22 protein-coding genes are annotated in these 19,936 nt (G+C 46.2%); 9 read left to right on the forward strand and 13 right to left on the reverse strand.

The genetic code is table 11. The features are described 5' to 3' along the window. Positions 1-28: 28 nt before the first annotated feature. The 5 genes from coxB to glsA form a co-directional block, all read right to left on the reverse strand. Positions 29-1,093, reverse strand: coding sequence for a cytochrome c oxidase subunit II (gene coxB, locus GLV97_RS08550; RefSeq protein ID WP_160835481.1), 1,065 nt, complete (start codon positions 1,091-1,093; stop codon positions 29-31). Between the two features lie 72 nt (positions 1,094-1,165). Further along, positions 1,166-2,101: a heme o synthase gene (gene cyoE / locus GLV97_RS08555; protein WP_160889499.1), complete on the reverse strand. Its 936-nt coding sequence runs from the start codon at positions 2,099-2,101 to the stop codon at positions 1,166-1,168. Between the two features lie 572 nt (positions 2,102-2,673). Continuing rightward, positions 2,674-6,117, reverse strand: a complete 3,444-nt coding sequence (gene pyc / locus GLV97_RS08560) for a pyruvate carboxylase (protein WP_160889500.1) — start codon at positions 6,115-6,117, stop codon at positions 2,674-2,676. 184 nt (positions 6,118-6,301) lie between these two features. Then, a complete protein-coding gene (locus tag GLV97_RS08565; protein WP_027954072.1) occupies positions 6,302-6,583 on the reverse strand; it encodes a DUF1507 family protein in 282 nt (93 codons plus the stop codon). Positions 6,584-6,667: 84 nt separating this feature from the next. Continuing rightward, a complete protein-coding gene (gene glsA / locus GLV97_RS08570; protein WP_160889501.1) occupies positions 6,668-7,597 on the reverse strand; it encodes a glutaminase A in 930 nt (309 codons plus the stop codon). Between the two features lie 90 nt (positions 7,598-7,687). On the opposite strand from glsA, the gene GLV97_RS08575 reads away from it, so the two are divergent. After that, positions 7,688-8,182, forward strand: coding sequence for a hypothetical protein (locus GLV97_RS08575; protein WP_160835477.1), 495 nt, complete (start codon positions 7,688-7,690; stop codon positions 8,180-8,182). 88 nt (positions 8,183-8,270) lie between these two features. Further along, the gene (locus tag GLV97_RS08580) at positions 8,271-8,849 is read left to right on the forward strand and encodes a YhcN/YlaJ family sporulation lipoprotein (RefSeq protein WP_160889502.1); all 579 of its coding nucleotides are present in this window, start codon (positions 8,271-8,273) and stop codon (positions 8,847-8,849) included. A 31-nt stretch (positions 8,850-8,880) separates the two neighbouring features. Here the strand turns inward: GLV97_RS08580 and GLV97_RS08585 are convergent, their stop codons facing one another. Next, positions 8,881-9,165, reverse strand: coding sequence for a hypothetical protein (locus tag GLV97_RS08585; RefSeq protein ID WP_160835475.1), 285 nt, complete (start codon positions 9,163-9,165; stop codon positions 8,881-8,883). Between the two features lie 138 nt (positions 9,166-9,303). On the opposite strand from GLV97_RS08585, the gene GLV97_RS08590 reads away from it, so the two are divergent. After that, positions 9,304-9,507 carry a YlaI family protein gene (locus tag GLV97_RS08590; protein ID WP_160835474.1) on the forward strand — a complete coding sequence of 68 codons (204 nt, stop codon included), beginning with the start codon at positions 9,304-9,306 and terminating at the stop codon, positions 9,505-9,507. A 43-nt stretch (positions 9,508-9,550) separates the two neighbouring features. Here GLV97_RS08590 and GLV97_RS08595 read toward each other — a convergent pair whose 3' ends face one another. Continuing rightward, the gene (locus GLV97_RS08595) at positions 9,551-9,928 is read right to left on the reverse strand and encodes a YlaH-like family protein (protein ID WP_160835473.1); all 378 of its coding nucleotides are present in this window, start codon (positions 9,926-9,928) and stop codon (positions 9,551-9,553) included. A 133-nt stretch (positions 9,929-10,061) separates the two neighbouring features. Between GLV97_RS08595 and GLV97_RS19785 the strand changes: the two genes are divergently transcribed. Beyond that, positions 10,062-10,235: a hypothetical protein gene (locus tag GLV97_RS19785; protein ID WP_202409567.1), complete on the forward strand. Its 174-nt coding sequence runs from the start codon at positions 10,062-10,064 to the stop codon at positions 10,233-10,235. Between the two features lie 47 nt (positions 10,236-10,282). Here GLV97_RS19785 and GLV97_RS08600 read toward each other — a convergent pair whose 3' ends face one another. Continuing rightward, positions 10,283-11,092 carry an inositol monophosphatase family protein gene (locus GLV97_RS08600; RefSeq protein WP_160889503.1) on the reverse strand — a complete coding sequence of 270 codons (810 nt, stop codon included), beginning with the start codon at positions 11,090-11,092 and terminating at the stop codon, positions 10,283-10,285. 173 nt (positions 11,093-11,265) lie between these two features. Further along, positions 11,266-11,454, reverse strand: a complete 189-nt coding sequence (locus tag GLV97_RS08605) for a hypothetical protein (protein WP_160835471.1) — start codon at positions 11,452-11,454, stop codon at positions 11,266-11,268. 180 nt (positions 11,455-11,634) lie between these two features. Between GLV97_RS08605 and GLV97_RS08610 the strand changes: the two genes are divergently transcribed. Further along, positions 11,635-12,276 (forward strand): YktB family protein, encoded by a 642-nt coding sequence (locus GLV97_RS08610; RefSeq protein WP_160840195.1) that lies wholly within the window; start codon positions 11,635-11,637, stop codon positions 12,274-12,276. A 30-nt stretch (positions 12,277-12,306) separates the two neighbouring features. Here GLV97_RS08610 and GLV97_RS08615 read toward each other — a convergent pair whose 3' ends face one another. Both GLV97_RS08615 and GLV97_RS08620 read right to left on the reverse strand, forming a co-directional pair. Next, the gene (locus GLV97_RS08615) at positions 12,307-12,579 is read right to left on the reverse strand and encodes a UPF0223 family protein (RefSeq protein WP_160835469.1); all 273 of its coding nucleotides are present in this window, start codon (positions 12,577-12,579) and stop codon (positions 12,307-12,309) included. 16 nt (positions 12,580-12,595) lie between these two features. Continuing rightward, a complete protein-coding gene (locus tag GLV97_RS08620; RefSeq protein WP_160835468.1) occupies positions 12,596-13,552 on the reverse strand; it encodes an NAD(P)H-dependent flavin oxidoreductase in 957 nt (318 codons plus the stop codon). Positions 13,553-13,675: 123 nt separating this feature from the next. On the opposite strand from GLV97_RS08620, the gene GLV97_RS08625 reads away from it, so the two are divergent. After that, the gene (locus GLV97_RS08625; RefSeq protein ID WP_160889504.1) at positions 13,676-15,145 is read left to right on the forward strand and encodes an aminotransferase class I/II-fold pyridoxal phosphate-dependent enzyme; all 1,470 of its coding nucleotides are present in this window, start codon (positions 13,676-13,678) and stop codon (positions 15,143-15,145) included. A gap of 53 nt (positions 15,146-15,198) precedes the next feature. On the opposite strand, the gene GLV97_RS08630 is transcribed toward GLV97_RS08625, so the two are convergent. Together GLV97_RS08630 and GLV97_RS08635 are read right to left on the reverse strand one after the other, a co-directional pair. Next, a complete protein-coding gene (locus GLV97_RS08630) occupies positions 15,199-15,309 on the reverse strand; it encodes a GapA-binding peptide SR1P (RefSeq protein WP_160835466.1) in 111 nt (36 codons plus the stop codon). A gap of 215 nt (positions 15,310-15,524) precedes the next feature. Beyond that, positions 15,525-16,409, reverse strand: coding sequence for a polysaccharide deacetylase family protein (locus GLV97_RS08635; RefSeq protein ID WP_160889505.1), 885 nt, complete (start codon positions 16,407-16,409; stop codon positions 15,525-15,527). A 136-nt stretch (positions 16,410-16,545) separates the two neighbouring features. On the opposite strand from GLV97_RS08635, the gene GLV97_RS08640 reads away from it, so the two are divergent. From GLV97_RS08640 to GLV97_RS08650, 3 genes are all read left to right on the forward strand, one after another. Continuing rightward, entirely contained in the window at positions 16,546-17,610 is a 1,065-nt protein-coding gene (locus GLV97_RS08640; protein ID WP_160840192.1) for an FUSC family protein, read from the forward strand. Positions 17,611-17,665: 55 nt separating this feature from the next. Continuing rightward, complete coding sequence (locus tag GLV97_RS08645; RefSeq protein WP_160835464.1) at positions 17,666-19,198, forward strand: glycine betaine uptake BCCT transporter; 1,533 nt, start codon at positions 17,666-17,668, stop codon at positions 19,196-19,198. Between the two features lie 196 nt (positions 19,199-19,394). Next, a complete protein-coding gene (locus tag GLV97_RS08650; RefSeq protein ID WP_160835463.1) occupies positions 19,395-19,775 on the forward strand; it encodes a hypothetical protein in 381 nt (126 codons plus the stop codon). Positions 19,776-19,936: the final 161 nt, after the last annotated feature.

The raw sequence follows: 19,936 nt of genomic DNA on the forward strand, positions 1-19,936 counted from the left end.
CCTCCCTTTTCAACCTCTTTCTTATAACTTAATCGCTTTCTTCAATTACAGGTACGTCCTGACCGACATCAGAGTGCTGCAGTTCCAACAGGTAATCCGCAATTTTATCAGCTTCTTCCTCTGTCACAAGCTCTGCAGGCATTTGGTTGCCCGGCTTGATTTCGTCAGGGTGTACAATCCAGTCTTTCAGGTTTTCTTTTGTAGGTTCAAGAATACCGGCGATTTTAGAACGGTTACCGAAGTTGGCCAGGTTGGGTCCGACTCCGGCGGAACCTCCGCCGATGGCATGACAGCTCATGCAATTGTTGTTAAACAATTCCTGACCTTCCTGAGCTGAAGCGGTTTCAGGTTCGGCTTCAGGGTCTACATTTTTCATATCTTCCACCCACTGGTCATACTTATCAGGGCTGACCGCGATGACTTTAAAGTACATCAATGAGTGGGAAGGACCGCACAATTCAGCACAAAATCCTTCATAAACCCCTTCTTCATAAGCTTCTAAGTACATCGTGTTCATGTTCTCACCAGGGTTGGTGTCCATCTTACCAGAAATAGCAGGAACCCAGAATGAATGAATAACATCACTGGATTTCATGTTTAAGTATACCCTTTCATTTGTAGGTATATAGAGTTCCTGACTCGTTGAAATTTCCTGGTCGGCGTATGTAAACTGCCACCAATACTGGTTTCCTGTTACATCAATCGTCAATGTCCCTTCATCATCCTGGGAAGATTGATCCGCAAGATCAAACGTTGCCTGTACCGTCGGTATCGCAAGTACAAGCAGGAGGATAATTGGAATGACTGTCCAGATCACTTCCAACGCCTTGTTTCCTTCCGTCTGTTTTGGAATCCTGTCTTCCTGCCCTTTTTTCTCCCGGAACCGGAATAGAACGAAGGCATAGATTGCCATGACGATAACAAAGACAAAGATCATGATTGCAATGCTGATCATCATTAGATCAAATAATAATTCCGAGCCGTACCCCTTTGGTTTTAAAGCGCTAACATTTTCAATACCACAACCAGTAAGGATCAGTGTCAGTGCACCAAAGAGAAATAACGAACGGAATTTTCCCATCCAACCTCTCATCTGTAATACCTCTCTTTCTTTTGTCATGCATGATTTATTTAATAACCAACCCCCGGAAAGGGGGTCGATTCATTAAAATGGGAAAGGTAGTGTAACAATTACCATCATAAAAAACAGGATAGTCATATAGTTCAAAGAATAAACAAACATCCATGTGGCCCACTTATCATCATTCTTCATAAAGAAGCCGGCGATCCCCAGAGCCAGCCAGCCGAAGGATAATAGAAAGGCTGTGACAAGGAAAACGGGGCCTAGAGATGCCAGATATATGGGAAGCGGCAGCAGACAGGCGACATAGACGACGATCTGGCGCTTTGTCATCTTGAAACCGTGGACCACCGGCAGCATCGGAATCCCTGCTGCTTTATATTCCTCTTTTTTCTTCATGGCAAGAGCCAGGAAGTGAGGCGTCTGCCAGATGAACATGATGAGAAATAGAATCAGGGCTTCAAGCTGAAGTCCCGGGTCTACCGCAGCCCAGCCGATTAAAGGCGGGACAGCACCCGAGAAACTTCCGATCACCGTGTTGATCGTGTACCGGCGTTTTGACCACATCGTATAAAGAACGACGTAGACAAACCAGCCGAACGCCCCCCATAATGCTGCCTGCCATGTCGTGAAAAGCAGAACAACAAACCCCAGTATGGAGAGGGCGATTCCCATATTTTTAATTACAGGCAGTGATATGGAGCCTGTAACGGTGGGACGCGTTTGAGTTCTCGACATGATCGGGTCAATATCCCGATCATACCAGTTATTAATAACACAGCCACCCGCTATGACCAGAGCGGTACCAAGCATCGTTAACAGGAAAGTGACCCACTGGTCTGTGAATGGAGTGCCTGTAAAGTATAAGGCCAGCCAGAACCCTGTAAACGCGGTAATCAAATTAGAGTTAATAATACCAACTTTGATTAAACTTTTTATATCAGCTAACAAAGTAGTTTCCTGGGTTTTTGTTTGGATCATTTCTGTAGAAGCAGATTCGACTGTTCTTGGATTGTCCATCGTTTATCTCCCTCCTTCTACTTCCCCTGATTCATCATTGTAACAATTTCATGACAAAACAGGAGATGTTTCCGTCCTTGCACGTATTACAGTGACAAGAAACATCAAAATAATTGTATCATGTAATGTTTTTTCTATCTATTTAAACCGGACAATTTTATGAATTTGTGACAAATTTGTGAAGCCCGCCCTCCTCCTGTTTAGTATCTACCACGACCGCTTTTATTCATTCACTCTCGGGAGCGCTGACAACATTCATGGGAATGCTCAGCTGTTTTCATACGCTGACCGGCTTTAAAAAGAAAGAAGCTCAAAGTGTCATAACACTGTAAAATTCCACCTCAACTATTTTACACGACGTTTCGGGAAACATGGACCACGAGGAGTGAACGTTCTATGACAAAAATGCCCTTTTTCATCAGTCTGCCCCGATTCCCTCCTGTTCCTACCCATTTATTAACCTTTTTCATGCTGAATCATGAAGCAGAACAAACCCCCGCCTTCCTGCTCTCTTAAGAGCGCGGAAGCGGGGGCTGCGATAGTCTGAATCATTTAGCTGCTCATTAAATCTTTTACTCAAACTCAATTAAGAGATCACCGACGTGAATGGCTTCATTATTGTTGACGTAGATGTCTTTGATCACACCATCAAACGGAGCCTGAACAGTGGTTTCCATTTTCATAGCCTCTGTGATCATCAAGTGGTCCCCTTTGTTCACCTTTTCTCCCTTTTTGGATAAAACTTTGATGACGGTCCCCGGCATTGTCGCACCGATATGTCTTTCATTCGTTTTATCCGCTTTCGGACGCTCCTGTACGGCCGCTTTGACATTTTCGTCCTTCACTACAACTTCCCTTGGCTGACCGTTCAGCTCGAAATACACGATCCTCGTACCGTCCACCTGAGGTTCACCGACTGAAACAAGCTTTACAATCAAGGTTTTCCCCTGCTCGATTTCGACTTCGATCTCCTCTCCCAGCCTCATCCCATAAAGGAAGGAGGGTGTATCGAGTACAGACATATCCCCATACTGCTCTCTGAACTTTTGGTGATCCATGAATACTTTTGGATACAAGGCATAGCTGATCATATCAAAGCTTGTGACCTGTCTGTCGAGAGAATGGAAGAGCGTTTCCTTTAAATTATTGAAATCGACCGGTTCCAGCAGTTCTCCCGGGCGCACTTGAATCGGTTCCCGCCCCTTCAGGATAATCCGCTGCAGTTCAGCTGGAAATCCTCCATAAGGCTGGCCGAGGTATCCTTGGAAAAATTCTATGACACTGTCAGGAAAATCCAGGGATTCCCCTTTTTCATAAATGTCATCCTCATTCAACTCATTCTGAACCATATAAAGCGCCATATCCCCTACAATCTTGGAAGAAGGGGTGACCTTCACAATATCTCCGAACATATCGTTGACCCGGCGGTACATGGTCTTCACTTCATCCCAGCGTTCACCAAGGCCGACGGCTTTCGCCTGCTGCTGGAGATTGCTGTACTGACCTCCCGGCATCTCATGTTTGTACACTTCCGTGTGGGGGGCATTCATCCCACTTTCAAAATCCTTATAATACTTTCGAATATCCTCCCAGTAGTGGCCGAGCTTCTCATAGGAATCGATGTTCAGCTTCGGCTTCCGCTCATGACCTTCTAATGCGTAATAGAGACTGTTGGCACTCGGCTGGGAAGTAAGGCCGGCCATCGCTCCTGCAGCAACATCAACGACATCCACACCTGCATCAACAGCTTTATGATACGTCAGGAGTCCATTGCCGCTTGTATCGTGCGTGTGAAGATGAATCGGAATGTCCACAGTTTCTTTCAGGGTGGAGATCAGCTGATAGGCTGCTTCAGGCTTTAACAGGCCGGCCATATCTTTGATTCCGAGGATGTGCGCACCGGCAGCTTCCAGTTCCCGGGCCAGTTTTTTATAATAGGCCAGGTCATATTTCCCTCTCCCTCTGTCAAGGATGTCACCGGTGTAGCACATAGCGGCTTCCGCTGCTTTACCGGATTCCCGAACAGCATTGATAGTGAGCTTCATCCCTTCCACCCAGTTCAGCGAGTCGAAAATACGGAACACATCAATGCCCGCTGACGCACTTTTATCAACAAACTCCCGAATCAGGTTATCCGGATAGTTTTTATAACCGACAGCATTGGAGGAACGCAGAAGCATTTGAAACAGGAGATTCGGTGCCTTGGCCCTCAGCTTCAACAGCCTTTCCCATGGGTCTTCATTTAAGAAGCGGTAGGATACATCAAAGGTCGCCCCTCCCCACATCTCAAGCGAAAACAAATCTGGAAGCAGACGGGCGGTCGGTTCGGCAATGTTCTCCAGATCTTTCGTCCGGACACGTGTAGCCAGAAGGGATTGATGGGCATCGCGGAAAGTCGTGTCTGTCAATAACACTTCCTTTTGACTTTTCAGCCATTCGGCCAGGCCTTCAGGTCCTCGTTCGTCAAGCAGCTGTTTCGTCCCTTCCGGCATTGGTTCAGAATGTTTGACTGCAGGTATACGCGGCTTGTGGAAGACCGGCTTCTTCCGGTTTCCATACCCTTCAAACCCATTCACGGTCCGGTCGGCAATGTAGGTAAGCATCTTTGTCCCCCGGTCCTTCCGCTTAGGGAAAACAAAGAGCTCCGGAGACCGGTCGATAAATGTCGTATTATATTCTCCTGACAGGAACTGCTTGTGCTGGACGACATTTTCAAGAAACGGAATGTTCGTTTTAATTCCGCGGATCCGGAACTCTTTAAGGTTCCGCAGCATTTTATGTGCGGCTTGATCAAAGCTCAGGGCCCATGTCGATAGTTTTACGAGCAGGGAATCATAATAAGGGGAAATAACAGCTCCCTGGAATCCATTCCCCGCATCGAGACGGACGCCGAACCCTCCACCGGATCGGTAGGCCATAATCTTGCCGGTATCCGGCATGAAGTTATTCAATGGATCCTCTGTCGTGACCCTGGATTGAATCGCATACCCGTGGGTACGGATCTCCTCCTGCTTTGGAATTCCGATACAGCTGCTGTGGAGGCTGCGGCCTTCAGCCACCATAATCTGTGTTTGAACAATGTCCACCCCTGTAATCATCTCCGTAATGGTATGCTCTACCTGGACACGGGGATTCACTTCAATAAAATAGAACTCTTCATCCGTCACTAAAAACTCAACGGTGCCCGCATTAATATAGGAAACGTTTTCCATTAACTTGACCGCAGCCTGACATATGTCCTCTCTCAATTGATCACTTAAGTTCACACTGGGCGCAATTTCGACCACTTTCTGATGACGCCTTTGAACTGAGCAGTCCCGTTCATACAAATGAACGATATTCCCATCTCTGTCACCAATGATCTGTACTTCGATATGCTTCGGTTCCTCAATCAGCTTTTCCACATAGACTTCATCACTTCCAAAAGCTGCGCGTGCTTCGGAACGGGCCCGTTCATACGACTCGTCGAGGGTTTCAGCGCTTCGGACCACCCTCATCCCACGACCGCCGCCGCCCATAGCCGCTTTGATCATAATCGGAAATCCATGCCGGGCTCCGAAATCGTGGATTTCCTTCAGGCCTTTCACCGGTCCATCGGTGCCCGGTATCACTGGTATTCCTGCCTGAACAGCCTGCTCTCTTGCTTTCACCTTATCTCCAAACATGTTTAAGTGTGCGCTTGTAGGACCGATGAAAACGATCCCTTCCTCTTCACAGCGTTTGGCAAACTGAATATTCTCCGAAAGAAAACCGTAACCGGGGTGAATGGCATCTACTCCGACACTTTTGGCAATTTCGATAATTCCTTCAATATCAAGATACGCATCAATCGGCTTTTTCCCTGCCCCGACAAGATAAGCCTCATCCGCTTTATAACGATGGTAGGAGCCGGTATCCTCCTGGGAATACACCGCTACTGTCCGAATATTAAGTTCTGTACACGCTCTGAATACACGAATCGCGATCTCTCCACGGTTCGCTACAAGCACTTTATTGATTTTTACTGCCTCTGTCATTATCCCACTCCCTCTATGTACGTAAAATCTTCTTCTCCGCTTACATAGATTCTCCGCTGCGTTGCAAAATTCCTTCAAATCTGACAATTTTACGTCTAAACAGATGGAAGAACGCCAAACATCAATGGAAGGATATAAAAAAAGCTCAAACCACAACAGCATCTGTCGCAATTTGAGCTTTACATTATGACTTCTGGGCAGCTTCGTGCAGAACGTTCAGCTGCTTCTCCAGGTTATCCAGTAAATCCTTACCTTCTACTTCGCTGATTAAATTCAAGCGAACTGCGAAATGTATTTCACGGGATAATCCAAACATCTGTGTATCTAATACTTCTTCATATAGTGGACACTGGGGCATTGTGAGATTATCCATTTGGACTTTAATCAGTCTTAATATTTTATCAGCGTCAGCTTTTAGAAGGGCATAGGCTTTTTCCCGATGATCCACAGCCACATCAGACAACATTGAAATCCCCTCCATTACACAAGTCTTTCTTCTAACTATATTATCGTTTCGGCGTGAAAATTGCAACAATGGAATGGAGCCGGCTCAGAAGATGGAGAGGTCGTATCGGTTGGACAACGTTTCCAGAAGTTTCAAGCCCACGACGCTGTTTCCTTTTTCATCCAGGCTTGGACCATACACGGCGATTCCTCCGAAATCATTCAGTGAAGCTAAAACCGATCCGGAAACACCGCTTTTTGCGGGAATCCCCACTTTGATGGCAAAGGAGCCGGAGGCATCGTACATCCCGCAGGTGACCATGAAAGTTTTGCAGATACGGGCCAGGTGCTTCGGAATAATCCGCCGTCCGGAGGCAATATCGCGCCCCTCATTCGCAAGGAGAGCGCCGATCCGTGCAAGCTGACAGACGTTGACTTCAATGGCACACTGCTTTGTATAAGCATCGAGCGTTTCCTCCACGCTTCCTGTAACAATCTGGTGCTGCTTCATATAAAACAGCAGGGAACGGTTCAGAAATGCCGTTTCAAATTCAGAACTGGCTACCTCTTCATTATATCCGATGCTGTGATCATCCGTTAAATCATGAACAAAGCTCAAAAGCCTGCCGACTTTTTCGTCAGGGGTTGCCCCGTGTATCATATTCGTTACAGCCAATGCTCCAGCATTAATCATCGGATTCAACGGCTTGGACGGGATCTGCTCCAGTCTGTAAATGGAGTGGAACGGATCGCCGGTAGGCTCCATCCCTACTCGGTCAAATACATACTCCTCCCCGTTATCCATAAGCGCCAGGGCGAGTGATATGACTTTGGAAATACTTTGAAGGGTAAAGCGCACTTCCGTCCGTCCGGCTTCCACCGTGTCCCCATCGAGATAATGGAGTGCTACGGCAAGGTCTTCCGGATTCTGCCTGCCCAATGCCGGTATATAGTCGGCTACCTGACCGTCGTACGCATAGGGACGCACATTTTCAAGCCATTCATTTAATACTTGTTCGGAAATATCTTTAATCAAAGAAAAGAGCCTCCTTTAATGAAATCGAATTCATTATCTGCTATGATTTTGGATGGATGATTCTTACTATTTTGAAAGGTGGCTTCAGCCATGATTGTTCAACTAACTGGAAAAGTAAAGTTTCCCATTACTTTAGATCCCACCGTATGGATTTTTGATGACCGCAAAGTAACATTTTCTGAAGCATTTGAAGGGGGCCCATCAGAAACAACCCCCGAGGAGGAAGATGAATTGAAACGGAAATCCCTCCGCTTCGACAGGGAAGTATATCAGCAGAAACTGAATCCACCTGTGAATAAAAGCATCAACCGCTATGAAAAGCAGCGGATCATTAACGGCACTTTTCTAATGCCCCTTCTGCCTTTTCTGCAAACCAGCGAGCCATCGGTGCAGGCAGAAAAAGCGGCCCTCGTTTCCGATGAGGGAGAAGAAATTGTCCAAGCCGATGATTTAAAGGATGCCCTGCTGTTATTTGCGGAAAATGGAAAACCATTGAAAACGGACGGCCCTGTCCACTTGTACTTTGGAGATGGTTCCAACAAGGAAACACCTGTGAAAGGGATTAAAAAAATCGTATTTCAATAATCAGGAAGGACGGCTCCCCGCAGCTGTCCTTTTTGTATATTATCTCTTCTCCGGCACAGGCTATAAGTAAAAAAAGTGGTGGTTTCCTTTGAAGACATTCCTATTATTAACGGCTTTCCTTTTACTGAGCGCTTGTCAGCAGGGCGGAAATGAACAGTCGCTCCTGGAGGAGAAGCAGAACGATCCGAAATTCAAATACGTGTCTGACTCCGATCCCATTGAGAAAAAGACGATGACCAGAGAAGAAGCAGCTGAGCATTTAGCGGGGCTTGCAGTACAGGTCCCCGACGTCCACGATGCTACAGCCGTTGTTCTAGGTGATTACGTCGCCGTCGGGATTGATGTGGACAAGGACCTGGACCGCTCCCGTGTCGGCGTAATTAAGTATTCTGTTGCAGAAGCACTAAAGAATGACCCTTACGGAAAACAGGCCGCCGTTTTTGCAGATGCTGATGTCGTCGAACGACTCAGGGGGCTTGGGGACAAAATTGCCCAGGGACACCCTGTAGACGCATTAACCGACGAACTCAGCCAGATTGTAGCCCGCTATATGCCTGAAGGCCCTGTCAATGAAGAGCCGAAGTCAAATAACAACCAGGACTCTATCCCGGAAGAAGAACAGAAGAATCTGGATCAAGTAGAAAATGAGCAGTCTTATTCTGATTAGTACAGAAAAACAGCTAAATCCTAAAGAGGATTTAGCTGTTACTTTTTTCCAGGATTTCTCTTTCCTTTTCTGTCAGTTCATTATAGTATTGTACTCCGAACTGAGATCCCTCGTTTACCATTTTGGAGTTTTCCAAGTCAGCGGTTTCCGGTTTACCCGCTTCCTCAATCGGCATGTCGTCGCCTTTCTTCCATCGGTTTTGAAGGGAACCTGCCTTATCCTTCACTTTCTGTCTGTTGTCTCCGTCTTTTAGAAAGTAGGCAGCAACACCGCCGGCAAGGGCGCCGGCTGCAGTAACCATCCAACGTTTTCTCACTATTATCATCCTTTCCATGACTTCTGTAATTACAGTTCCCAAACCATGATCTGTTAAAACGTAGAAACTCCATCTATTTCTAAATTTTCACATGTGTTACACTAGAGATAACCGCAGAAAGAAAATAGAGGTGAGTCGATGCGTGTCCAATGCGTGATTTGTGATCACATTGAAAAAATAGACAGCTACTGTCTACAGGCGAAACGGTTAAGAAACCGGAGGATCAACACGTATATGTGTCAGTCATGTCATGAACGTATTGCTGAAAATACGAAAAAAAGACTGGCTACCGGCGATTTCCGTTTCCACCGTGAACGTAAAAGAGAAAAACATTTGAGTTAACGATAAAAAACCCGGCTTACTTAAGTAAGCCGGGTTTTCCATTTCAGGACTCTCTCTGCTGTCTGGCTGACCGTTCCCTGTGAAGCCTCACTCTGTAAATGCCGAGAATTAAAGCTGCTACCAGCAGGCTTTCAGGTACAGGCAGATTCAATCCCAGAATCAACGTCAGTACGAATGTACCAATGATCAGTACCGCATAAACAACGATCGTCTTCAACACGGGGAGCTTTCTTGCAAATCCCAGCTTGAACGTAATGATCGCTAAAATGACAGTCGTTAAGTATAACAGCATAAACGAACGAAACAACATCGTTACTTCGCTTTCATCGTTTAAATTCACTTCGCTGCCAAGCCCGCGGAAAAAGAAGTCGGCCACCGGCCATAAATCCGTCGGTACTGGAAGCGTGGATGTATCCTGCATGATGTTCCTCCTCATGAGATCCTGTTCTTTCATCCATATTACTAGAAACCTTACAGAGTTGCTACCCGTGAAACCATTTTCATCCGCGTTAAAATCCGATATACTGGTATCGAATAGAGGTGATTTCAAGACTATGATGAACAACGCAATGCTTGCTGTTCTTGTCATTTTAAGTTTCGTTTTTGTCGGATTCGCCATCGGTCAGAAATTATTCTGGCTGGCCGGACTCCTCTTCCTATCCGGCTTTGCTCTCATGAGCGTCGGTCTCCGCCGCAAAAGAAAACGGGACGCCGTTCATGCTGACTAAATCATCCGCACACAAAACAAGCGACCTTTTTCAAGGTCGCTTTTGTTTTATTTTTTTAAATGGACGTAATCATTGATAATTTCTTCATGAATATTGGACCTGCATGCCAAAACGGTTGTTTTATTCAACAGATCCAATTCTTCTTTATCCGCACGGGTAACGATTCCACCCACCTCACGGACGAGGATGCTTCCAGCGGCATAATCCCACGGCATCAGCGTCATCGTTAAATATCCATCCAGAAGCCCTTCAGCGACAAAAGCAAGCTCCAGTGCAGCTGAGCCGTAGGAACGGGTGCTTCTGAGCGTCTTCACAAGCTCCTCCACCCCTTTATGTTCTATAAACGGGTTTTCCGGAATCAGCCAGGTCGTGTTCAAAGCCAGAATCGACTGCTTCAGCGGACGGTCTTTACTCAACTGGGGCAGCTGTACATCGTTTTTCCATGCGCCTTCCCCGCGTTTAGCTGTGTAAAGAGTACCTTCCATAACGTTATAAATAAAGCCGATTTCACCTACACCATCTACGTAAATGCCGATGGATATGGCAAAGTTGCGCTTCTGGTGGACAAAGTTCATTGTACCGTCGATAGGGTCTACAATCCAGACGGTCCCGCCGAGATCTTCCAGCTCGTCCCCAAATCCTTCTTCTCCAAGCAGATAGTGCTCCGGATAGGCGTTTTTAATGTTCCCAGCGAAAAATTGTTCTGTCTGCTGATCCATTTCAGTAACAAGGTCATTCGGATTGGATTTTGTTTCAATGGAACGGGGGGCGTCAATATTTGCTTTGATCCGCTCGCCCGCTTCCAGTATCCATGCTTTAGCTTGATCGAACACTTCATTCTTTGTCTGTTGATCCATAGCATCGTACCCCTTTTATCAGTCTCATCCCCAATCGTACCAAATGCAGACAATAATTGCATGCTTGGTCGTTCTTTTACGGTCTTATCCTAATGATAGAAGGACACCGGATCCTCGATTTCTTTCCTATAAAACGATACAAAAAAAACAGGCAACTCTATCGCTGCCTGATTCTAGATCGACCATTCAATTAATTGTTTACGAAGTTCAGAAAGGCGCCTCTTAGTCTTTGTCATCTGCTGGGTATCTCCTGCAATCATTGCATCATGCAGGGTCACCAGTTCGTAATCAATTTCCATACGGATTACCGGGAGCTTCTCTTCAGCTTCTCTCTTACGCAACGCTTCCATAACATGTTTCATTGCCAATCCCTCCCTTTTAAATCCTTACCATATATATATGTGGCTTTAACGACAGAAGTTTCAATTAGATTACTTATATGTAACCCATTTTTCCCGCGTTCAAACCCACCAGGCGCATCCCTTAGTAACTTTGTCGAATTGTGTTAAACTAATATGGAAGAAATAGTAGGAGATGATAGTTTGACGACTTTTACAGGCTTTACTCAAGAAGACTTTGATGTATTCTCCATTCCGGGACTGGAGAATAGAATGGAAGCACTCCGGGAAAGAATCTCCCCCAAGCTGGAGGCTGCAGCTGAGGAACTTTCTGCGGATGTTACAGCCATGACCGGGGATGAGATGTTTGTTCACGTTGCCAGACACGCCCGGCGCAAAACGAATCCGCCGAACGATACCTGGGCCGCCCTCGCCTCCAGTAAGCGCGGCTACAAAAAGCTTCCGCACTTCCAAATCGGATTATGGGAAACGCACGTATTCGTATGGTTCGCCGTTATTTATGAAAGTCCGATCAAAGCTGATTTCGCTTCCAAACTGGAAGAAAACAAAAAAGAAGTCCTCAATCACATTCCAGATGACTTCGTCTGGTCTGTAGATCACATGAAGCCGGATGCAGCTCCTCACAGTGATGTGGATGAAGAGACATTTTCCAAAATGACCGAGCGGCTGAAAACCGTTAAAAAAGCTGAAATTTTGTGCGGCCGTCAGCTTCAGCGAGGCGATGAGCGTTTGAAGGACCCTGAAGCCTTCATTGACTTCTGCCGGGAAACCTTCCAGACGCTGGAACCCTTGTACCGCTACACGAAACAGTTGGAAGAAAAGTAAGAGACACACGTCAGCCGTGTGTCTCTTTTTTTACATTTTCAATCGTTCACCTTCACTGAGGCTTCGTGCCTGCTTGACAGTGCGGTAGCAGGAATAACCGGATTCTTTTTCAAACTGCCCGCAGAGTGTTTTTTCTTCACTTTTGGACGGGACAATCTGTTTAAACCGGGTATAGGCCAGCAGCAGATCATCCCGTTTCACTCCCTGCTCATACGCCTGTTCAACCAAACTGTAGAAATTCACGACATCAATGATTTCTTCCTTGGACCAGTGAATTTCATCAATCGGATAGGTATAACTCATCTTATTTCCTCCTTCATTAAGACCAGCGGGTGCGGATCTCCTCCGCTTCCTTCATCATCCGGCCAAAGAATTCTTCAACCGTTGGGACATCATGGATGCGGGATGCTACCTGGCCCGCCCAGCCGAAGCCATGTCCCTTCTGCCCTTCGTAGATAAATGTTTTATTCGCATCCCCGCTGATATAGGAGCGGAGACCTTCATAGCCGGCTTCCTCCTGCTCCAATTCTAAGATACGAGTTGTCCAGTCATTTTTCAAGGCCCGGGCCGGAGCCTTCAAACTTCTTTTAATGACGGTCGTTGACGTTTCATCCGCTTGGATCAAGGCTTCCTTATAGGCAGGATGCGCATGGGTGCACTCTTTTGTGGCAATAAACCTTGTCCCCATTTCTACACCGTCCGCCCCAAGGGAAAGTGCGGCCATTAACCCCCGGCCGTCTCCAATGCCTCCTGAAGCAATCACCGGAATATCTACCGCATCGACCACCTGCGGGGTAAGCACAAACGTTCCTACATCATCGCGCCCCAGGTGGCCCCCGCCTTCATGGCCAACGACCATCACAGCGTCTGCACCGAGCTCTTGTGCTTTAACCGCCTGTCTGCGTGCAGCGACCAGGACGAGCGTTTTGATCCCCGTCCCGTTAACCGCTTCCAAAACACCCTTCGGGTTGCCACCGGTCACAGAAATCACCGGCACCTGTTCATCGACAGCTGTCTGGACCATTTTTTCAAAGGGGCGGCCATGCTGCCCAATGGCAAAGTTGACGCCGAACGGGCGGGTCGTTTTTTCACGGACCATCTGAATTTCCTTCCTTAATTGTTCCGGCCCGCTCATGCTCATGGCTGTCAGCTGGCCAAGCCCTCCGGCGTTTGATACAGCAGCGGCCAGATTCGAATAGGCCAGGTAAGCAAGTCCCCCTTGAATGACAGGGTATGTAATGTCCAAAAGTTCCGTCACGCGCGTTCTCCATTTCATATCCTCCACCTCCGTTCTTCTATTTTAGCACGATTGGAAAAAGGAGACATAAAAGACTGGCGCAAGGTTCTTGACTCTGCTATAATTCATTTGCTTTCCTATTATAAAGAGGTGTTCCTATACATGAATCAACATGAGACTCCCCTGTTTACAGGGTTGAAGAAACACCGGGACCGCAATCCTGTTCAATTCCATATCCCCGGACATAAAGGTGGACGTGGAATGGACGTGGAATTTCGTTCCTTTATCGGTGATAATGCATTATCCATTGATTTAATTAACATACAGCCCCTGGATGACCTCCATCATCCACAAGGGATGATCAAAGAAGCCCAGGAGCTTGCAGCGGAGGCTTTTGGTGCAGATTACACATTCTTTTCCGTTCAGGGAACCTCCGGGGCCATCATGACGATGATTATGAGCGTCTGCCAGCCCGGCGACAAAATCATTGTACCCAGGAACGTCCACAAGTCTGTCACCACTGCTATTATTTTTTCAGGGGCGAAGCCTGTTTTCATTCACCCGGAACTTGATGATCGTTTCGGTATTTCCCACGGCATCACCACAGAGGCCGTTAAGAAAGCGTGTGAGGCCCATCCAGACGCTAAAGGTCTGCTCGTTATTAATCCGACGTACTTCGGCGTATCTGCTGATTTGAAAGGCATTGTGGATCTTGCCCACAGCTTTGACATCCCTGTCCTTGTAGATGAAGCCCACGGGGTTCATATTCACTTCCATGAACGTCTCCCTATGTCCGCGATGCAGGCAGGTGCGGATATGGCCTCGACCAGCGTCCATAAGCTGGGCGGATCGCTGACGCAGAGCTCTGTCTTGAACATGAAGGAAGGACTCGTATCCCATGAGCGGGTACAGGCGGTATTATCCATGCTTCATACAACGTCCACTTCTTATATTCTGCTGGCCTCTCTGGATGCAGCGAGACGACACCTTGCCATAAACGGACATGAACTGATGGAAAATGCGATTCAGCTGGCAGATCAAGCCAGGGAAAAGCTGAATCAAATCCCGGCCATTTTCTGTCCAGGGGCCGACATCTTATCGCCCAGTGCAGCGATTGACTATGACCCGACGAAATTGATCATTTCTGTAAAAAATCTCGGCATGACCGGGTATGATGTCGAAGTGTGGCTGAGAGAAAATTACAGCATTGAAGTGGAACTATCTGATCTGTACAATATTCTCTGTATCATTACGCCGGGGGACAGCATGCAGGAGATCGATACATTAGTACAGGCGCTGCATCATTTAACAGACCTGTGCAGAACGCAGGAGGAAGTGATCCCAGCTTCTGTAAAAGTCCCTGACATTCCAGTGCTTGCTTTATCACCACGGGAAGCCTTCTACTCCACAACAGAGACTGTTCCCTTAAAAGAAGCAGCAGGCAGAATCAGTGCCGAATTCGTAATGGTCTACCCTCCGGGCATCCCTATCTTCATCCCAGGTGAGATCATTACCGCTGATAATATTGATTACATTTTTGAAAACATGGAAGCAGGGCTGCCTGTACAGGGGCCGATTGATGATACCTTGGAAACCATTCAGGTCATCCGTGAACAGAAAGCCTTCAAATAGTTGGATATAATAAAAAAAGCCGGACGCTTAAAAGCGTCCGGCTTTTTTAATGCTTACTCTTCCGTATCCGTGCATGTCGGGCATGTGCCGTATAAAGTAGAAACCTTCTCATTTTCGTAATGCTCAATCACCTTTTGACAGTCTTGACATACGATTGTTCCCATTCATATCCACCCCTTCATTTGTAATCGTTTTCAATGTAGTTTCATTTTAATATGGCTCATTGCAAAAATCAACCTTAAAAGTATAACTTTTTTTAAAATATGACATACTAATAAGATGCCTTCCTACCACTATATGCGACGTTCTTTTAAAATAGGATCAAAAAAGCAGGAAACCGAACGGCTTCCTGCTTTCATCGTTTGTAACATGTTGTTGTTTACGGTGTCTGGATGAGCGCAGGGTCGAGCAGTGTGTACCCTTTGTCTCTTAATCCGTCTACAATATCCCCAAGAGCCTCATTCGTCCAATCACGATCATGCATCAGTAAGTTTGCACCATCAGCCAGTAGAGGTGTGTTAACCATAATATCCGCGAGTGAAGAAGCATTTTGATATTCCTGTTCCCAGTCATACCCATACGTCCAGTTCATCAGCAGCATGCCTTCTTCTTCAGCGAGCTGCTTCACAAAATCTGTGTTGGACCCAAAAGGTGAACGGTAAAATACCGGCCTTTCTCCCGTAATGTCTTCAATCTGGTCACTGACAGTCAGAATTTCCTCGCGCTGCTCTTCCTCGGACATCGTTTTTAGATCCTTGTGAGAATACGTATGGTTTCCAATTGGGAAGCCCATTTCATGAATTTCCTTAATCCACTGTTTTCTCTTATCGGCCAGTTCTTCATCTGGAGTGTCCAGGAAGTGCCCGTTGACAAAGAAAATGGCCGGCGCTTCTTTTTCTTTCAAAGTTTCCGCCATCTCCAGGGCATGTTCATCAGGAATGTCATCAATCGTTAATAAAGCGACCTCCGGATCAGCATCAGCAATCGGCTGGAAGGACCAGCTGCCTGTCATCTCATATTGAGCCTCTTTCTGGATGAAAGCTTCCTGGGCAGCTTTATCTTCTTCCGACCCTTTGTTACTTTCTTCTTCTTTATCCTCTTCTGTTTCCGCGTTATCTGCCGTCTCTGTACTTTCCTTTTCCTGTTCAGCAGCCGGTTCGTCTGACTCTGTCTGCTCTCCTTCTGATCCTGCTGTCCCTTCGTTACCGCCACAGGCAGCCAGGAATACAAGCATAAGCAGGAACACACTCAACCATCGTTTCATTGTTTGACCCTCCACTGTTATGTATTTCCACTTTTATCATTATAATAGATTATCCGACATTTTTTCTATCGTTTTTGGGTAATTTATTATATAATAAGAAACCGTGGCCAGAAGACACGACATATGGGTGATGGTTATGCTTCATACATTGAAAAATTTTAAGATTTTGGGAAGCCGCACACTGAAAACGGGGATTTCTGTCTTTTTGACTGCATTAATATGCGGTTTTTTTAATTTGCCGATCATCTTTGCTGTCATTACAGCCATCGTGACGATTGAGCATACGGCAGCAGATTCCATTAAGAAGGCAGCGGTCCGGTTTCCTGCATCAGCAATCGGCGCTTTACTTGCGACTGCCTTTTACGGATTATTCGGGAAAGGCGCGCTGACATTCGCACTGGTCGCCATGGCTACGATTGCCGTTTGTCACAAACTGAAGCTTGATGATGGGATTTTGGTGGCAACGATCACAGCTACAGCTATGATTCCTGATTTTCAGGACCACTATTTTGTTTCGTTTTTCACAAGATTGGGTACTACATCCATTGGGATCATCATTTCGACATTTGTGAATTTTTTCCTGCTGCCACCCAATTACTCCCCTACGATTTACAAAAACATCAATGGTCTGTATAATCAAGCTGGTCTGCTCTTGAGGCGTATAATTGAGAGTGTAACGGCAGAATCTAAAGAGAAAAGCCGTGGGATTCAGCGGTCATACCGTCAGCTGACAGCCCACCTGGAGAAAACCAACCAGCTGTCCCGCTATCAGCGTGAAGAATGGAAATACCACCGTCATACCGACGAGGAAATGGTTTCTTTTCAACTCTCCCAGCGAAAGCTTGCCGCCTTTCAGCAGATTGCCTATCATTTGGGAAACCTGCAGTATGTGCAGACAAAAGCCTCTGATTTTACAGAAAGTGAAAAAGAGCTGCTTCTCGAACTGACGGATGAATATGTCAATGTCCTGCTTGACCCGGCTCATTCGATCAGTGAAAGACAATTTAATATGGTGCATCAATTAGATGAAGCATTTTGGAAATGGAAAGAAGAACATGTCGTTAAACAGACCGGGTACAGGCATCACTTACCCCCTCAAACCATTTTGATCTACGAAATGCTTTGTTTTCACGATGTATTGGAAGAATTGCAAAATTTGTCAGAAAAACAGATGCATGTCGTGAAAAGGTGTTACTTTTAGGCCTGATTTCAATGAGGGGAATCAAACAATATACTTATTAGGAGGGATTTTCTTCATGAATCAAGTGACGAAAGTGTTTTATATCTCAGTTGTCGTCGCCATTTTATTCATCGGATGGGGGGTTATTCCTGAATCCACCCTTCCAACTTGGAACTTAAGCAATGTTACATCAACAATTCAGGGCTTTTTAACCGATAAGTTCGGATGGTTTTATCTATTATCTGCTACAGGCTTCTTAATCTTTGCCATCTTCCTTGTCTTCTCCAAATTCGGAAAGCTGAAGCTTGGTAAGCCTGATGATGAACCGGAATACCCATACATTACATGGTTTGCGATGCTGTTCAGTGCAGGTATGGGTATCGGTCTTGTATTCTGGGGAGCCGCGGAACCTCTTTCCCACTTCCACACGCCGCCACTTCCAGGACAGGATCCTATGAGTGAGGAAGCGGCTCAGGCTGCAATGAAATATGCCTTCTTCCACTGGGGACTTCACCCTTGGGCCATTTATGCAGTACTTGCCCTGGCTCTGGCTTACTTCAAATTCAGAAAAGATGCGCCGGGTGTCATCAGTGCAGCTCTTACACCGGTATTAGGTGAAAAGAGAGTCAAAGGTCCAATTGGTACTTTAGTGGACTTCATCGCCGTATTTGCGACTATTTTTGGTGTAGCTACTTCTCTTGGACTTGGTGCCCTGCAGATCTCAAGTGGTCTCGCATTTGTTATCGACGGGCTTGAAGACACCTTTACGCTGCAGTTGATCATCATCTGTGCCGTTACCGTATTGTTCATGGTTTCTGCCATGACCGGTTTGAACAAAGGGATCAAGTACTTGAGTAACACCAACATTGTCCTTGCGATCACTCTAATGGTATTCCTGTTGTTTGCAGGACCAACGAACTTCATTATGGATTACTTCACGACGACATTCGGTTCTTATGTTCGTGACCTTCCTTATATGAGTTTCCGTCTGACACCTTTCGCCGAGGACAATTCCTGGGTACAGGGATGGACGATCTTCTACTGGGCCTGGTGGATTTCCTGGGCACCATTCGTAGGTACATTTATTGCCCGTGTATCCCGCGGCCGTACCATCCGTGAATTTATTCTAGGTGTACTGCTCGTTCCAACCATCTTCGGTGCCCTTTGGTTCTCCGTATTTGGCGGAACAGCGATTTCTCTTGAATTCTTCGACGGCGTAGATATTATGTCTGACGTTAATGAACTGGGTACAGAAGTTGCTCTGTTCTCCATGCTCCAGCATATTCCGCTCGGTGCGATTATGAGTGTCATCGGACTACTGTTGATCAGTACGTTCTTTATCACATCTGCCGACTCTGCAACCTTCGTTCTTGGTATGCAGACGACAAACGGAAGCCTGAACCCGAAAAACCAGGTGAAATTCACTTGGGGTATCATTCAGGCAGGCGCTGCTGCTGTGCTGCTGTGGCAGGGTGGATTAGGAGCCCTTCAGACAGCTGCCATTATCGCAGCCTTCCCATTCACATTCATTTTGATTCTTATCTGCTTCTCCCTATTTAAAACGTTCCAGGAAGAAGCGAAAAAAGTCGATCTTAAGAAGAAACGATAAGTTGAATCAGAAAGCCCGGGGTTTATCCCCGGGCTTTTTTTATAGAAAGCTCTCCCCACTCCCCCGTTTTTTTTAACAAGTCTTTTCACTATAAAACACCAGGCTTTCATTCCTATGACAAATCCATAACAATACGGCTTCCCTGCTTTTGATCTGTTAAACTAAATGTGAATTCAGGTAAGGGAGAGACGTACACATGCACACATCCAAGCTCATCATTCTCACCGTGCTGCTCCTGCTAATGGGATGCATTGGAAAGTCAGAAGAAGTTCAGGTTCTCTCAGCGTCTCCTGACGAATATGAATTGTATCTCTATACGAATCCGGAACAGGAAGAAAAGGCAGAAAACTACATGAGTGCCCTTCTGAATTGGAAATTGGATATTGAGGACAAGAAGCGCCTGCAGTTTAAGCAGACGACCACAGAATCACATAAAGTAAAAGATATAGAAGATGACTCTCTCCCTATGCTCGTTGTAAAAAAGGAAGGCAGAACGATTACAAAACTCTCCGGGGTTAATACAGAAAGCCGCATTTCCTCCACCCTTGAACAGTCCCTCGTACTCTCAGGGACATAAAATTGATCAAAGAAAAAAGCGTCCTGATCCACACGAGGCCACTGAAAAACTGAGGATTTGTGAAAGGTAGAATTCAAAAAAGCGGATTGTATGGATAAAATAGTCCATGCAATCCGCTTTTCTTCTATTTTCATGAGGCTTACCCTTTCTATTCCTTCATT

The organism is Halobacillus litoralis, from assembly GCF_009856355.1.
In the GTDB taxonomy this organism is placed as follows: Bacteria; Bacillota; Bacilli; order Bacillales; family Halobacillaceae; genus Halobacillus; species Halobacillus litoralis_B.

What these genes read in the sequence shown, in the direction of transcription:
- GLV97_RS08600 (WP_160889503.1), bottom strand. Translation starts at nt 11,092, where the DNA reads ATGGATCAACAGACAAAGAATGAAGTGTTCGATCAAGCTAAAGCATGG.
- GLV97_RS08595 (WP_160835473.1), bottom strand. Translation starts at nt 9,928, where the DNA reads ATGCAGGATACATCCACGCTTCCAGTACCGACGGATTTATGGCCGGTG.
- GLV97_RS08650 (WP_160835463.1), top strand. Translation starts at nt 19,395, where the DNA reads ATGCACACATCCAAGCTCATCATTCTCACCGTGCTGCTCCTGCTAATG.
- GLV97_RS08625 (WP_160889504.1), top strand. Translation starts at nt 13,676, where the DNA reads ATGAATCAACATGAGACTCCCCTGTTTACAGGGTTGAAGAAACACCGG.
- GLV97_RS08630 (WP_160835466.1), bottom strand. Translation starts at nt 15,309, where the DNA reads ATGGGAACAATCGTATGTCAAGACTGTCAAAAGGTGATTGAGCATTAC.
- GLV97_RS08615 (WP_160835469.1), bottom strand. Translation starts at nt 12,579, where the DNA reads ATGAGTTATACCTATCCGATTGATGAAATTCACTGGTCCAAGGAAGAA.
- GLV97_RS08590 (WP_160835474.1), top strand. Translation starts at nt 9,304, where the DNA reads ATGCGTGTCCAATGCGTGATTTGTGATCACATTGAAAAAATAGACAGC.
- cyoE (WP_160889499.1), bottom strand. Translation starts at nt 2,101, where the DNA reads ATGGACAATCCAAGAACAGTCGAATCTGCTTCTACAGAAATGATCCAA.
- GLV97_RS08645 (WP_160835464.1), top strand. Translation starts at nt 17,666, where the DNA reads ATGAATCAAGTGACGAAAGTGTTTTATATCTCAGTTGTCGTCGCCATT.
- GLV97_RS08605 (WP_160835471.1), bottom strand. Translation starts at nt 11,454, where the DNA reads ATGAAACATGTTATGGAAGCGTTGCGTAAGAGAGAAGCTGAAGAGAAG.
- coxB (WP_160835481.1), bottom strand. Translation starts at nt 1,093, where the DNA reads ATGAGAGGTTGGATGGGAAAATTCCGTTCGTTATTTCTCTTTGGTGCA.
- GLV97_RS08620 (WP_160835468.1), bottom strand. Translation starts at nt 13,552, where the DNA reads ATGAAATGGAGAACGCGCGTGACGGAACTTTTGGACATTACATACCCT.
- GLV97_RS08640 (WP_160840192.1), top strand. Translation starts at nt 16,546, where the DNA reads ATGCTTCATACATTGAAAAATTTTAAGATTTTGGGAAGCCGCACACTG.
- GLV97_RS19785 (WP_202409567.1), top strand. Translation starts at nt 10,062, where the DNA reads ATGATGAACAACGCAATGCTTGCTGTTCTTGTCATTTTAAGTTTCGTT.
- pyc (WP_160889500.1), bottom strand. Translation starts at nt 6,117, where the DNA reads ATGACAGAGGCAGTAAAAATCAATAAAGTGCTTGTAGCGAACCGTGGA.
- GLV97_RS08565 (WP_027954072.1), bottom strand. Translation starts at nt 6,583, where the DNA reads ATGTTGTCTGATGTGGCTGTGGATCATCGGGAAAAAGCCTATGCCCTT.
- GLV97_RS08635 (WP_160889505.1), bottom strand. Translation starts at nt 16,409, where the DNA reads ATGAAACGATGGTTGAGTGTGTTCCTGCTTATGCTTGTATTCCTGGCT.
- GLV97_RS08575 (WP_160835477.1), top strand. Translation starts at nt 7,688, where the DNA reads ATGATTGTTCAACTAACTGGAAAAGTAAAGTTTCCCATTACTTTAGAT.